This window comes from Streptomyces sp. NPDC006193, assembly GCF_040613915.1.
GTDB lineage: Bacteria > Actinomycetota > Actinomycetes > Streptomycetales > Streptomycetaceae > Streptomyces.
This window is the reverse complement of sequence record NZ_JBEXTB010000010.1, coordinates 81,599-95,494: the sequence shown is the minus strand read 5'-3', so window position 1 is coordinate 95,494 and position 13,896 is coordinate 81,599. Positions and strand designations below refer to the sequence as shown.

Below are 13,896 nucleotides of genomic sequence, written 5' to 3'. Positions count from 1 at the left end.
CGGTGTCACGGCGGCGGGCGCGCACGTCACCTGTCCGCCGCAGAGCCGTCCGCGCGGGCGGCCCGCACACGCCGAAGGGGCCGCCCGCACCACGGATGGCAGGCGGCCCCTTCGTGCTCGAGCGGGGTGACCGGGGTCAGGAGGCCTTGGCCTTCTCCTCGGTCTTGGCGGCGGCGACCGGCGCCGGCTTGGCGGCCTCGTAGAACTCCTCGCGCGGGTTCTGGATGGCGCCGAGCGACACGACCTCGCGCTTGAGGAACATGCCGAGGGTCCAGTCGGCGAAGACGCGGATCTTGCGGTTCCAGGTCGGCATCGCCAGGCCGTGGTAGCCGCGGTGCATGTACCAGGCGAGGCGGCCCTTGAGCTTGATCTTCATCTTGCCCATGACGATCATCGCCACGCCCTTGTGGAGGCCGAGACCGGCCACCGCACCCTTGTTGGCGTGCTCGTACTCCTTCTGCGGGAAGCCCCGCATGCCGGAGATCACGTTGTCGCCGAGCACCTTGGCCTGGCGCAGCGCGTGCTGGGCGTTCGGCGGGCACCAGGCGTTCTCGTTGCCCGCCTTGCGGCCGACCAGGTCCGGGACCTGGGCGTTGTCGCCGGCGGCCCAGATGTAGTCGGTGCCCTTGACCTGGAGGGTGGGCTCGCAGTCGACGTGGCCGCGCGGGCCGAGCGGCAGGCCGAAGCGGGCGAGGGCCGGGTTCGGCTTGACGCCGGCGGTCCACACGATGGTGTCGGCGTCGACCTCGAGGCCGTTCTTGAGCACCACGTGACCGTCGACGCAGGACTCCATGGAGGTGGAGAGGTAGATCTCCACGCCCCGGCTCTCCAGGTGCTCCTTGCCGTACTGGCCGAGCTTGGGGCCGACCTCGGGCAGGATCCTGTCCGCGGCGTCGACGAGGATGAAGCGCATGTCCTCGCGGGACACGTTCTTGTAGTACTTGGCCGCGTCCCGGGCCATGTCCTCGACCTCGCCGATGGTCTCCGCGCCCGCGAAGCCGCCGCCGACGAAGACGAAGGTGAGCGCCCTGCGGCGGATCTCCTCGTCGGTCGTGGAGTCGGCCTTGTCCAGCTGCTCCAGGACGTGGTTGCGCAGGCCGATGGACTCCTCGATGCCCTTCATGCCGATGCCCTGCTCGGCGAGGCCGGGAATCGGGAAGGTGCGGGAGACCGCGCCCATGGCGATGACCAGGTAGTCGAACGGCAGCTCGTACGCCTCGCCGACCAGCGGGGCGATCGTGGCGACCTTGCGGTCCTGGTCGATGGTGGTGACCCGGCCGGTGAGGACCTCCGCCTTCGGCAGCACGCGCCGCAGCGGGACGACGACGTGGCGGGGGGAGATGTTGCCGGCGGCGGCTTCGGGGAGGAAGGGCTGGTAGGTCATGTACGACCGGGGGTCGACGACCGTGACGGTCGCCTCGCCGTAGCGCATCTTCTTGAGGATGCGCCGAGCTGCGTACAGGCCTACGTACCCACCGCCTACTACGAGGATCCTGGGACGCTCCGTGGTGCTCATGCCATCGAGTATCCACCCGCCTCAGGGGGGTGGCTCGTGCGCCCCTTCACAAGGTTCGACGGGGCCTGTGTTAAACTCCGCGGCCCGCGACATCCAGGCCATGCGGCCGAAAAGGGACCGAGGGGCGATTCGACCCGTTGTCAAGGCCGCGTGAGCTGCCTCTCCGGGTCGCGGGGGTGATCGTGAGGGCGCGGTGACACTCCCGGAACACCGTCCTCCGGGGTGCCGGCGCCCCCCTTGTCTGAACGTGTTCAACCGGCTTCCGGACCCCCGGAAGGCCCAGTCGGGCCCCTCCGGGGGTGAGACGCGGGCCAATTCCTTGTGAAGAACTTCACGAACTTTTCCGCGGACCGGTGACCAAGGGCCCCTTGCGGGGCCCCTCCGGGCCGCTCAGACGGTATCGAACCTGCTCAACAGACGGCTACCCACCAGTAATAACAGCGGGTCACGCCACCGACCACGCGATGCCGTCGAGGATGTCGTGTTCGCTCACCACGACCTCCTCGGCGCCGGTCCGCTCCATGATCGTGAGCAGCACCAGGGCGCCCGCGCCGATGACGTCCACCCGGCCCGGGTGCATCGACGGGACGGCGGCGCGCTCGGCGTGCGTGGAGCGCAGCAGCCACTCGGTGATCTCGCGGACCCGGTCGCGGGAGATCCGGGAGTGGTGGATGCGCGCGGAGTCGTACGCGGGCAGCTCCTGGGCGATCGCGGACACCGTGGTGACGGACCCGGCCAGGCCCACCAGGGTGCGCGCCTCGCGCAGCGGGACCGTCCGCTCCGCCAGGTCCAGGGCGGCCTCGATGTCGGCCCGCATCGCGGCGATCTGCCGCTCGGTGGGCGGGTCGGCGACCCGGCCGTCGTGGACCAGGTGCCGCTCGGTCATCCGCACGCAGCCGACGTCCACGGACCGCGCCGCGCGCACGCGGTCGTCGCCGACGACGAACTCGGTGGAACCGCCGCCGATGTCCACCACCAGGTAGGGCTTGGCGAGGTCGTCCCGGCCGGCCAGCTCCCGGGTGGCGCCCGTGAAGGAGAACTCGGCCTCCTGGTCGCCGGTGATGACCTCCGGCTCGACGCCGAGGACGTCCACGACGCCGCGGACGAAGTCGTCCCGGTTCTCGGCGTCGCGGGAGGCGGAGGTGGCGACGAAGCGCAGACGCTCGGCGCCGTGCTTGTCGATGATCTCCGCGTACTCGCGGCAGGCGGCGAAGGTGCGCTCCAGCGCCTCGGGGGCGAGCCGGCCGGTGCGGTCGACGCCCTGGCCGAGCCGCACGATCGTCATCCGGCGGTCCAGCTCGGTCAGTGCGCCCGCCGCGCCCGCGCCCGGGGCGCCGGGCGCGGCGACGTCGGCGACCAGCAGGCGGATGGAGTTCGTACCGCAGTCGATGGCGGCGACGCGTGTCACTTGCCGTCCTCCTCGGTGTCCCCGGGCGTCACGCACGCGCCCTTGCGCCACCACTGCGGCAGCATCGCCAGGGCCTCGTCGCCGAGCGGGTTCACGCCCGGCCCGGCGGCGAGGGAGTGGGCGACCAGCACGTGCAGGCACTTGACCCGGTCCGGCATGCCGCCCGCGCTCGGGAAGCCCTGCAGGACCTCGATCTCGTCCCGGCGCCGGATGTAGTCCTCGTGCGCGGCCCGGTAGGCGGCCGCCAGCTCGGGGTCGCGCCGCAGCCGCTCGGTCATCTCCTTCATCACGCCCTCGGCCTCCAGCGTGCCGATGGCGGAGGACGCCTTCGGGCACGTCAGGTAGTAGAGCGTGGGGAAGGGCGTGCCGTCGGGCAGGCGGGGGGCCGTCTCCACGACGTCCGGCTGACCGCACGGGCAGCGGTGCGCGATGGCCCGCAGGCCCCGCGGGGGGCGGCCCAGCTGCTGCTTGAAGGCCTCGACGTCCGCGTCGGTGGGCTCGGTGCGCGGAGTGGGCGGCGGAGGGGTTTCCATGACTGCTTCAGGGTGGCTTTCTGCTCGTTTCACCGGCCGTGGCGCCGGGTCACTGGTCGGAGGCGTCGGACTTGTCGACGCCGTCCCAGACGTTCGCGTACCAGGGCCGGTGGGCGGCCCGGAGGTCGGTGCGGGACTGCTTGGCGGCGCCCGGATCGATGACCACGTACCCGGTCTCGCCGGGCCTCACGTAGTGCAGCCGGCGGCGGATCTGATGCTCGGCGTAGGCGTCGTCCTGCCAGCGCGCCTTGAGGTCCCGCAGCTGTTCGACGCGCTCGCGGGCCTGCCGCTGCTGGCGCCGCAGGTCGGCGATCTCGGCACGCTGGGAGACGTACTGCCGCATCGGGTAGGCCAGGGCGACGACCAGCGAGCACAGCACCAGCGCGAGCAGCGCCGCGCGGCCGGTGAGCCGGGAGCGGCGGGCCTGCCGCCTGGTCTGGGAGCGGTAGACCCGGGCCGCCGTCTGCTCGCCGAGCAGTCGCAGCCTGGTCGCGGTGGAGAACCGGTCCCGGTCCTTCACGGCCATCGTCCCGCCTCCCGTTCACACGCGCGTACGTCCCCGGACACGGTACGGGACCGGGTCCGGGGACGTACGGGCGACTGGCTCGCGCTTAGCCCGGGTTGGCTCAGCCCTTGAAGCGGGGGAAGGCCGAGCGGCCGGCGTACACCGCGGCGTCGTCGAGGATCTCCTCGATGCGCAGCAGCTGGTTGTACTTGGCGACGCGCTCGGAGCGGGCCGGGGCGCCGGTCTTGATCTGGCCGCAGTTGGTGGCGACGGCCAGGTCGGCGATGGTGACGTCCTCGGTCTCGCCGGAGCGGTGCGACATCATGCACTTGTAGCCGTTGCGCTGGGCCAGCTCGACGGCGTCGAGGGTCTCGGTCAGCGAGCCGATCTGGTTCACCTTGACCAGCAGGGCGTTGGCCGCGCCCTCCTCGATGCCGCGGGCGAGGCGCTCGGGGTTGGTCACGAACAGGTCGTCGCCGACCAGCTGGACCTTGTCGCCGAGCTGGGCGGTGATGGTCTTCCAGCCCTCCCAGTCGTCCTCGAACAGCGGGTCCTCGATGGAGACCAGCGGGTACGCCTCGACCAGCTCGGCGTAGTACTCGGTCATCTCCGCGGCGGTGCGGTTCTTGCCCTCGAAGACGTAGGAGCCGTCCTTGTAGAACTCGGACGCGGCGACGTCGAGGGCGAGGGCGATCTGCTCGCCGGGGGTGTAGCCGGCCTCCTTGATCGCCTCGAGGATGAGGTCGAGGGCCTCGCGGTTGGAGCCGAGGTTCGGGGCGAAGCCGCCCTCGTCGCCGAGACCGGTGGACAGGCCCTTGCTCTTCAGGACCTTCTTCAGCGTGTGGTAGACCTCGGCGCCCCAGCGCAGGGCCTCGGAGAAGGACTCCGCGCCGATCGGCGCGATCATGAACTCCTGGATGTCCACGTTGGAGTCGGCGTGCGAGCCGCCGTTCAGGATGTTCATCATCGGCACCGGCAGCAGGTGCGCGTTCGGACCGCCCAGGTAGCGGAAGAGCGGCAGGTCGCTGGCCTCGGAGGCGGCGTGCGCGACGGCGAGGGAGACGCCGAGGATGGCGTTGGCGCCGAGGGAGCCCTTGTTGTCGGTGGCGTCCAGGTCGAACATCGCCTGGTCGATCAGGCGCTGCTCGGTGGCGTCGTAGCCGACCAGCTCCGGGCCGATCTGCTCGATGACGGCGAGGACGGCCTTCTCGACGCCCTTGCCCTGGTAGCGGTTCGGGTCGCCGTCGCGGAGCTCGATGGCCTCGAAGGCGCCGGTCGAGGCGCCGGACGGGACGGCGGCACGACCCGTGCTGCCGTCGTCGAGGCCGACCTCGACCTCGACCGTGGGGTTGCCTCGGGAGTCCAGGATTTCCCGGGCTACGACGACGTCGATGGACGGCACGAGCATCTCCTTCTTGGATGTGACGCTGGAAGTGCGGGGCGGCGTGCCTTGCGGCTGTGCCTTGCGCCTAGAGCCTAACCGTCCCGGGAGCGTCGGCCACTGACCGACCGTCCCGTGGACAAGCCGACGGTACCTTTTGTTTGTTCCCGAAACAAAGGGTCTGCGGCGGGTTCGTGAAAAAGCCCCGCCCCGGTGCGTACGGGGGAGCACGCACCGGGGCGGGGCGCCCGTGGGGACGGGGGCGGCCCTCACCCGGCCCCCGCCGTGCGGGCCGGGGAGGAGGGGGCGCCGCGGTCCGGGCCGGGGCCGGCTGTCACTTCAGGTGCAGCTGCTGGCCCGGGTAGATGAGGTCGGCGTCCTCGACGATGTCCTTGTTCAGCTCGAACAGCTTCTTCCAGCCGCCCTGCACGTGGTGCTCGGCGGCGATGGTGCTGAGGGTGTCGCCGGCGACGACCTTGTACTCGCCGTCGCCCTTCTCGACCTTCTCACCGGTCGGGGTGGTGACGGTCCTGCTCCCGCTGCCGCTCGCGGAGGCGGCCGGGCGCTCGGCGGACCGGGAGGCGGCCTGCTGGTCGGCCGAGCGGGCGGCGGCGCCGGCCGGGGCCGAGCCGGTGGAGGTGCTCGAAGACGAGCCGGTGGAGGTGCTCGGGGCGGAGTCGGTGGAGGTGCTCGGGGCGGAGCTGTCGGAGGAGGCGCTCGACAGGCCCTTGCCGCAGACCGGCCAGGCGCCCTTGCCCTGCGCGGCGAGCACCTTCTCGGCGACGGCGATCTGCTGGGCCTTGGTGGCCTTGTCGGCGGTGGCCGCGTACTGCGTGCCGCCGTACGCGGCCCAGGTGGAGGCGGAGAACTGCAGACCGCCGTAGTAGCCGTTGCCGGTGTTGATGGACCAGTTGCCGCCGGACTCGCACTGGGCGACGGCGTCCCACTCGGAGGCGGTGGCGGCGGAGGCGTTGCCGGCCGCCATCAGCGGCGCGGCGACGGCGGCGCCGGCGACACCGGCGAGCGCGACGGCGCGGACGGCCCTGGACGGACGACGGTGCTTGCCCTTGACGGAAAACAGCATGGATCGATCCCCTCACCGACGCCTGCGAGGTGAGCTGTCGGGTTCGGGCCGGTCGAGTTGCCCGGCCGCACCCCGCTGTGCGCGCGGTGCGGCTTCACCCCCAGCCGGTTCCAGCCTCAAGTGCTGGACCCGGCGCCTACCTTGGGTCCCCCGCTCCTGCCTACGGCGCTTGACGCGACGACTGTTCCCGGGCGGCCGCTGGCAGGATTCGGCGTTGCGGCGGCCGGGGCTCGCGGTGACGAGCGATCACGACCGTAGACACGTGATCCGGGGAATTTCAAAGACGATCAGGGCTTCTGAGACTCATCCCACACTTTCGCCGAATCGGGCATCACCCATGAAACAGGGCGTCAACTTGTCCCGTTAAAGGCCTGTTCAGTCACCGATCCGCAGGGTCTGACCGGCAGTGATGTTGTTCGGGTCGGCGCCGATGGCCTGCCTGTTCGCCTCGTACAGCGCACGCCATCCGCCGTCGACGTCGAGCGCGTCGGCGATGGAGCCGAGGGAGTCACCCGCACGGACGGTGTAGGTGTCCGGCAGCCGGGAGGCGTGACGGCCGGCCGACGCCGCCTTCTGACCGTTTGTCACGCTTTCGTCCGCATGTGCGCCGCGGTGGCGACCGCCGCTGCCGAGAGCGCCGGTGTCCACCAGGCTCCAGGAGCCGGCGGCCTGCTCGGGATCGGCCGCCCGGCCGGCGTCCGGGACCACCGGGGCCGGGTCGCCGCCCGGCCGCGCGCTGCCGGCGTCCGGGGAGGTCGACGCGCCGGCTTCGGGGGTACCGGTCTCGCCGGAGCGGGCGGGCGCGTCCGCGCTCTTGTCCGGCTCGGCGGTCGGCGCGGTCGTGGCGTCCGCGGAGGAGCCGGCGCCGGCGGAGGGCGACGCGTCCGGCACGTCGGACGGCTTGGAGGCGCCGGGCGCGCCGGAGCGGTCGGCCGGTCCGGGCGTGCCGGCCGAAGCGCCGCCGTCACGGGAGCCGTCGGAGGCGTCGTCGCCCGGATCGACCTGCACCGAGCCCGAGTCCGAGGTCAGTCCGGACAGCAGGGCGCAGGTGGCCCAGGGGGTGGTGCCCTTGTCGGCGAGGATCTTCTCGGCGACGGCGATCTGCTGGGAGCGGCTGGCCTGGTCGGCGCTGGCCGCGTACTGGGTGCCGCCGTACTTCGCCCAGTCGTCCTGCGAGATCTGCAGACCGCCGAAGTACCCGTTCCCGGTGTCCGCGCTCCAGGAGCCGCCGCTCTCGCACTCGGCCACCTTGTCCCACGTGGTGCCGTCGGCCGCGTTGGCGCTCGCCGCGCCGAGGAGCGGGATGGCGATGGCGGAGCCGGTCACTCCGGCCGCGACGAGCAGCGCCGGAGCCTGGCGGGGGCGACGGTGTCGACCGTTCCCGGAGAGCATGCAGAAGCCTTTCGAGCGACAGCAGAACCGGCGCGGCGGTGGAAGCCCGCCGCCACGCTGATGGGTGAACGTATCGGCAGACGATCACTTGTCACAAGTTCATGCCGCGCAGATCACGTGAAGATCACAAAGTTGAACGTGTGTCATGTTGCTCCGGAGCGTTGTGTTCATGCGGTGGGCGTGAACTCCACCGGGAGGCTGCGCAGGCCCCGCATGATCAGCCCGCCGCGCCAGCGCAGCTCCGCCGGATCCACGGCGAGCCGCAGGTCGGGCAGGCGGGTGAGCAGGGTGGCGAGCGCGGTCTGGCCCTCCAGGCGGGCGAGCGGCGCGCCGAGGCAGTAGTGGATGCCGTGGCCGTAGCCGAGGTGCTGGTTGTCGCGGCGGGCGAGGTCGAGCACGTCCGGGTCGGCGAACCGCGCCGGGTCCCGGTCCGCCGCGGCGAGCACCACGAGCACCGGGTCCCCCGGCGCGATGTCCTGCCCGCCGATGGTGAGCGGCTCGGTGGCGAACCGCCAGGTGGCCAGCTCCACCGGGCCGTCGTAGCGCAGCAGTTCCTCCACGCCGGTCTCCAGCAGGTCCCGCTCCCCGCGCGCCAGCGACTCCTGCAGCAGCCGGCGCTGGTCGGGGTGCGTGAGCAGGGCGTACGTGCCGTTGCCGATGAGGTTGACCGTCGTCTCGAAACCGGCGAAGAGGAGGATGAAGGCCATGGCGGCGGCCTCGTTCTCGGTGAGGTGCTCGCCGTGGTCGAAGGCGCGGATCAGACCGGAGATCAGGTCCTCACCGGGTGTGGGCGCGGCGGGCAGCGCCTGGCGCTTCCGGTGGATCAGCTCGGCGAGATAGCCGCGCATCTTCTTCACCGACCGGGCGACCCCGCCGCGGGGGCCCTTGCCGTGCCGGATCATCATGCCCGCCCAGTCCCGGAAGTCGTCCTGGTCCTCGCGCGGGACGCCCAGCAGGTCGCAGATGGCGTAGATGGGCAGCGGGAAGGCGAAGTCGTGGATGAGGTCGGCGGAACCCGTCGCCGCGAACCGGTCGATGAGACGGTCCGTCAACTCCTGTACGCGGGGCGCGAACTCGGCGACCCGGCGGGGCGTGAACGCCTTGCTGACCAGTCTTCTGAGCCTGGTGTGGTCCGGCGGGTCGATGTTCAGCAGGTGCGTCATCAGCTCGGCCTTGCGCTCGCCCGGAATGCCGGTCTTGCCCTTGGCGTGCTCGGGCTCGTCGTGATGCGCCGGGTTCTTGCTCAGCCGCTGGTCGGCCAGGGCCTGCCGGGCATCGGCGTACCGGGTGACCAGCCAGGCCTCGACCCCGCTCGGCAGCCGCGTCCGGTGCACGGGTGCGTGCTCGCGCAGCCAGGCGTAGGCGGGGTACGGGTCGGCGGCGAACTCCCACGTGAACAGGGCGGGGGCCGGGTCGTCGGAGTGGTGCTGGTCGGTCACTCCTCGACCGTATCCGGTGCCCGCGTGCGCCCGGCCGGGGGCCTGCGCGCGGCCCGGCGCCCCGGTCCGGCGGCCCGCCGTGCCCGTTTGCGGCGCGGTCCGCCCGGACGGTCGGGCGGAGCACCGTCCGCCGGGGCGGAAGGGGCCGCGCGTCCTCGGGGCGAAGGGTCACCGGGTGCGTGCGCCGCCGGGGTCCGTCGTCGGGCGCCCCTGGGTGCGGGAGTGCTCCGGCCGCCGCGGACCGGCACCCGGCGCCCGCGCGGCCCGGCCGCCGGCTCCCGCGCCTGCGCGTCCCGCCGCCGCGCCCGCGCACCGGGCCGGGCGGCCGCCGTGCTAGGCGGGCAGGCCCTCGGCGGCCCGTATCGCGTCCCGGTAGGCCCGGGCCGCCGCCCGCAGCGCCGCCTCCGGGTCGACGCCGTCCGCCTCGGCGCGGGCCGCCAGCGCCAGCAGTTCGTAGCCGACGCCCTCGCCCCGGGGCAGGGGCACGTCCAGGCCGGCCGTGCGGGCGCGGGAGGCGAGCTTGGCGGCGAGGGCGAGGCCGGGCTGGCCGAGCGGGACCCCCTCGGTGACCGAGGCGCGCCGCTTCTCCTCCGCCTTGGTGCGCAGCCAGTGCGCCTTGACGTCCTCGGGGGTCTCGGCCCGCTCGTCGCCGAAGACGTGCGGGTGCCGGTGGACGAGTTTGGCGACGATGCCGCCGGCGACGTCGTCGACGGAGAACGGCGCGTCCGGGTCCTCCTCGGCGATCCGGGAGTGGAAGACCACCTGGAGGAGGACGTCGCCCAGCTCCTCGCGCAGTTCCGCGCGGTCGCCGGCCTCGATCGCCTCGACCAGTTCGTACGCCTCCTCGATGCCGTACTTCGCCAGGCCCTCGTGGGTCTGCCGGGAGGACCAGGGGCACTCGGCGCGGATGCGGTCCATGACCTGCACGAGGTCCAGGAGGCGGGCGCCGGGCAGGTCGTAGGAGGCGGGCAGCAGCTCCAGCTCCGGCATGGCGACCCGGCCGGAGCCGGCCAGCCGGGCCAGGCCGTCGGTGAGCGCGGGCTCGCCCTCGCCGGTCGCCACGACCACCACGGTCCGTCCGCCGGCGCAGGCGTCGACCAGCTCCTGCGCGGTGGGGGACGCCTCCGCCACGGCTATCCCGGCCTCGCGCAGATACGGCAGCTGCGGATGCGCGCCGTCCGCGCACAGCACGGCGTCGGCGGTGCGCAGGGCCTGCCAGGCGGGCCAGGACAGCAGTCCGGGTGCGACGCGGTGGCTGGTGGTGAGCAGGACGATGCGGCCGGGGCCGGCCGCGGGGTCGGCCGGCCCGGTACCGGTGGCTTCGGAGCTGATTTCGTTCACGATCCGAACGTAGCCCACGGCGCGGGAGAGCGGATCCGGCTGTCCACAGGGCCGGGCGGATCCTGTGATCGTACGACCGGACCACGGGCCGCGCCGCGGGCGTCGGCCCGTCTAGCCCGTCACCGCGGCTCCGCCCGCCGCCGTCGTGTCCTCCCGCAGCCACGGCGTCCCGGCGTCCACCCGGCTGCTCTTGCGCACGTCCCAGGAGCCGTAGCGCGGGTTGAGGTCGACGTGCAGCTCCCCGGACGCCTTGGACAGCGCCTTCCAGAAGGCGGGCCGGCTGGTGTCCGTGCCGAGCTCGGCGGCGAGCTTCTGCGCCTCCAGCTGCAGGCGCAGGTTGTCGTCGAGGCGTTCCGGGGCGATGCCGTACTTCTGCAGCCAGGCCGTCTCCAGGCCCTTGGCTCCCCCGGTCTGCCGCTCCAGGCCCGCGCGCATCTGCTGGATCTCCTTGGGGGTGACCGTGACGCCCGCGTCCTGGGCGGCGCGGTGCAGCACCCGGTCGAGGACCATGTTGTGCAGGGTGTCGCGGGTCAGGCTGCCGGTGGAGGCGACGACCTGGTGGTACTGGGTCTCGTCCGGCACCGCGGCCCGCTGCGCCTGGCGGACCTCCTCGACCCGGCTCTCCAGCTGGGCCACGGTGATCCGCTGCCCTCCGACGACGGCCGCGGCGCCCGGGTGCGCTTCGTCCGAGCAGGCGGTCAGCAGGGGCGCCGCGGCGGCGATCGCGGCGGTGAGGAGGAGCGCGGTGCGACGGCGGCGGTGCAAGGAGACCTCCAGGGGAGATTGTGCGACGGTGCACAAGGTCTTGCGGTGATCGATGGTAGGCAGTGGGCAGGCCGCGGCCAACCCATTCGACCAACGATTCGCGCGTCCTTCGGGCACCCGTGCAGGACCGGAGGTCTTGCACGGCCTCCTGCGGAGCGGCGGAGTCAGCCGCGCACCTGGCCCAGCCAGTGCAGCGTCCGCCGGACCTCCACGGCCAGCGGATGGCCGGGACCGTGCAGCCGCTCGACGTCCACGACCAGCCGCGCGAGCGTGTCGTGGGCGGCCGGGCGGTCGCCGAGGGCGAGCAGCAGATGGCCGATGCGCCGGCGCACGTCGTGGGCGAGGTGCGGGTCCCCGGAGACGTACTGGTTCTCGTAGTACGGCAGCAGCGCCCGGTACTCGGCGAGCGCCGCCGCCGGTTCGCCCAGCTGCTCCAGGCACTGGGCGGCCTCGTAGCGGTAGCGCAGGGACTGCGGGTCGGCCCGGCCGGCCTCGGCGGCGCGTTCGTCGGCGAGACGGCGCAGTTCGGGCAGCGCGCGCCGGTACTGGCCGTCGTCCATGAGCGTGGCCGCGTACTGCTTGCGCAGGGTGCGGACCACCGGGGAGTGCGCGCCGTGCTGTTCCGCGGCGGCCGGCAGGATCGCGCCCAGGATGTCGACGGCCTGCGTGATACGGCCCTCCCCCAGCAGCCGCTTGACCTCGTCCACGGCGGCGGCGACGTCCGGCTTCCCGGCCGCCTGGGGCGCCGGGGCGACGGGAGCGGGCTGCGGCGCGGGGGTCCGCGCGCGGTCCGGCCAGGGAGCGTGCGGGCGCAGGAAGGGGCGCGTGGGATCCAGAGGCGCTCCGGTGGGCGTCCCGCGCGCGGGCAGGAGCAGCGCCAGGTCCTCGTAGACCTCCTGCGCGGACGCCGGACGGTGCTGCGGGTCCTTGGCGAGCAGCCGCAGCACCAGGGCCTCGAGCGCCTCGGGGACCTCGGGACGGATCCGGCGCACCGGCAGCGGCGGCTCGTACAGGTGCCGGTGCAGCACGCCGAGCGCCGTGGAGCCCGCGAACGGCACCTCGCCGCTGAGCAGCTCGTGCATCAGCACGCCCAGCGCGTACAGGTCGGTGTACGGGCCGACCGCGCCGCCCATCGCCTGCTCGGGCGCCATGTAGGCGGGCGAGCCGATCGGGGAGCCGGTGTGGGTGAGGCGGGTGGTGTCGGTGTCCATGACCGAGGCCACGCCCAGGTCGAGGACGGTGACCGTGCCGTCCTGCTTCACCATCACGTTGCGCGGCTTGAGGTCGCGGTGCACGATCGGCACGGCGTGCACCGCGCTCAGCACGGCGCACAGCTGCGCGGCCACCGCGACCGCCCACGGCCACGGGTACGGGTCGTGCTCGGCGAGGTGGTCGGAGAGGTCGGCGCCGTCGACGTACTGCATGACGAGGAACAGCTCCTCGCCCTCGCTGCCCGCGTCGTGCACGGTGACCAGGCCGGGGTGGTCCACCTGCGCGGTCACCCGGCACTCGCGCACGAACCGGCGGCGCAGCTCGTCCGCCTCCTGGCCCGCCACCTTGTCGGGGCGCAGCAGCTTCACCGCCACGCGCCGGTCCAGCCGCTGGTCGTACGCCGTCCAGACCTGGCCCATGCCGCCCTGCCCGATGAGCGTGGCCAGTTCGTACCGGTCGGCGACCATGCGTCCCGTCGTCACCGTCATCGTCCGCCCTCGCCGCCGTCCTCGTGGCCGCCCTCGTGGCCGTCCTGCCGGCGCAGGTAGTCGCTGAGCTCGTCCAGTTCGGCCCGCACCTGGTCGATGCGGGCGGGCGCGGGACGCCGGGGCGGCCCAGCGGCGAGCGGGGGCTGCGGCACGGGCGTGTGCGGCCCCGGAACCGGGGTGTGCGGGGCGGGGGGCGGGGTGTGCGGGACGGGGGGCGGGGTGTGCGGGACGGCCGGGTGCACCGGCGCCGGGGGCGCCGTCACCGCCGGCACGGCCGGCACGCTCGCCGCCGGGTACGGGGTCACGGGCGCCGGGTAGCCGTAGGCCGGGGCCGGACGCCGCGCCGCGTACGCCTGCTGCCGCATCAGGAAGTGGCGGATGTCCGCGGCCAGGTAGTACGCCGCCGCGGCCACGAGCGTGCCGAGCAGCAGGGTGATGCCCACATAGCCGCCGGGCGTGTGGATCTCGTCGCCGGGCTCCATCGCCAGCAGCGTCAGGCTGAGGACGTCGGCGGCCAGCGCCGCCGTGAACAGCCCCCAGTCCAGCGACCGGCGCGTGACCGCGGCCAGCCGCAGCAGCATCACCCAGGCCAGGAAGCCGACGCTGAGCACCCCGACCGCCAGGAACAGCACGCGCAGGAAGACCAGCCACGCGGTGTGCGGCGGCTGCTTCACCGGCTGGCCGTAACCGTGGCCTTGCATGACTGCTCCTGTTGCCTGAAGTGGGCGTGCGTGCCCGGGCCGGCGTCCTTGTCCGAGAGTCACGACGCCGGCCGGTGCGATGGTGGTTCGAGCATATGGCCCGGCACGGACAAGCGGCCCGGGTTGTACCG

The 13,896-nt window shown here is 73.2% G+C and carries 12 protein-coding genes and 1 riboswitch; all 12 genes read right to left on the bottom strand.

Translation table 11 applies throughout. The features are described 5' to 3' along the window. Window positions 1-136 precede the first annotated feature (136 nt). Window positions 137-1,516 carry an NAD(P)/FAD-dependent oxidoreductase gene (locus tag ABZ261_RS12990; RefSeq protein ID WP_356858363.1) on the bottom strand — a complete coding sequence of 460 codons (1,380 nt, stop codon included), beginning with the start codon at window positions 1,514-1,516 and terminating at the stop codon, window positions 137-139. A gap of 445 nt (window positions 1,517-1,961) precedes the next feature. After that, window positions 1,962-2,924, bottom strand: a complete 963-nt coding sequence (locus ABZ261_RS12985; protein WP_356858361.1) for a Ppx/GppA phosphatase family protein — start codon at window positions 2,922-2,924, stop codon at window positions 1,962-1,964. Continuing rightward, window positions 2,921-3,457 (bottom strand): DUF501 domain-containing protein, encoded by a 537-nt coding sequence (locus ABZ261_RS12980; protein WP_356858359.1) that lies wholly within the window; start codon window positions 3,455-3,457, stop codon window positions 2,921-2,923. Before ABZ261_RS12980 ends, ABZ261_RS12985 begins: the two co-directional genes overlap by 4 nt. A gap of 49 nt (window positions 3,458-3,506) precedes the next feature. After that, window positions 3,507-3,983 carry a septum formation initiator family protein gene (locus ABZ261_RS12975; RefSeq protein WP_356858357.1) on the bottom strand — a complete coding sequence of 159 codons (477 nt, stop codon included), beginning with the start codon at window positions 3,981-3,983 and terminating at the stop codon, window positions 3,507-3,509. A gap of 100 nt (window positions 3,984-4,083) precedes the next feature. After that, complete coding sequence (gene eno, locus ABZ261_RS12970) at window positions 4,084-5,364, bottom strand: phosphopyruvate hydratase (protein ID WP_356858355.1); 1,281 nt, start codon at window positions 5,362-5,364, stop codon at window positions 4,084-4,086. Between the two features lie 313 nt (window positions 5,365-5,677). After that, a complete protein-coding gene (locus ABZ261_RS12965) occupies window positions 5,678-6,427 on the bottom strand; it encodes a transglycosylase family protein (protein ID WP_356858353.1) in 750 nt (249 codons plus the stop codon). 4 nt (window positions 6,428-6,431) lie between these two features. Beyond that, a riboswitch (cyclic di-AMP (ydaO/yuaA leader) is annotated at window positions 6,432-6,605 on the bottom strand. A 197-nt stretch (window positions 6,606-6,802) separates the two neighbouring features. Next, on the bottom strand, window positions 6,803-7,819 hold the full coding sequence (locus ABZ261_RS12960) for a transglycosylase family protein (RefSeq protein WP_356858351.1): 1,017 nt from the start codon (window positions 7,817-7,819) through the stop codon (window positions 6,803-6,805). Between the two features lie 167 nt (window positions 7,820-7,986). Further along, the gene (locus ABZ261_RS12955; protein WP_356858349.1) at window positions 7,987-9,258 is read right to left on the bottom strand and encodes a cytochrome P450; all 1,272 of its coding nucleotides are present in this window, start codon (window positions 9,256-9,258) and stop codon (window positions 7,987-7,989) included. 333 nt (window positions 9,259-9,591) lie between these two features. After that, entirely contained in the window at window positions 9,592-10,599 is a 1,008-nt protein-coding gene (locus ABZ261_RS12950; RefSeq protein WP_356858347.1) for a nucleoside triphosphate pyrophosphohydrolase, read from the bottom strand. 111 nt (window positions 10,600-10,710) lie between these two features. After that, the gene (locus ABZ261_RS12945; protein ID WP_356858345.1) at window positions 10,711-11,364 is read right to left on the bottom strand and encodes a SurA N-terminal domain-containing protein; all 654 of its coding nucleotides are present in this window, start codon (window positions 11,362-11,364) and stop codon (window positions 10,711-10,713) included. 164 nt (window positions 11,365-11,528) lie between these two features. Then, the gene (locus ABZ261_RS12940) at window positions 11,529-13,043 is read right to left on the bottom strand and encodes a protein kinase (RefSeq protein ID WP_356858498.1); all 1,515 of its coding nucleotides are present in this window, start codon (window positions 13,041-13,043) and stop codon (window positions 11,529-11,531) included. A 17-nt stretch (window positions 13,044-13,060) separates the two neighbouring features. Continuing rightward, window positions 13,061-13,765, bottom strand: coding sequence for a hypothetical protein (locus ABZ261_RS12935; RefSeq protein WP_356858343.1), 705 nt, complete (start codon window positions 13,763-13,765; stop codon window positions 13,061-13,063). Between the last annotated feature and the right edge of the window lie 131 nt (window positions 13,766-13,896).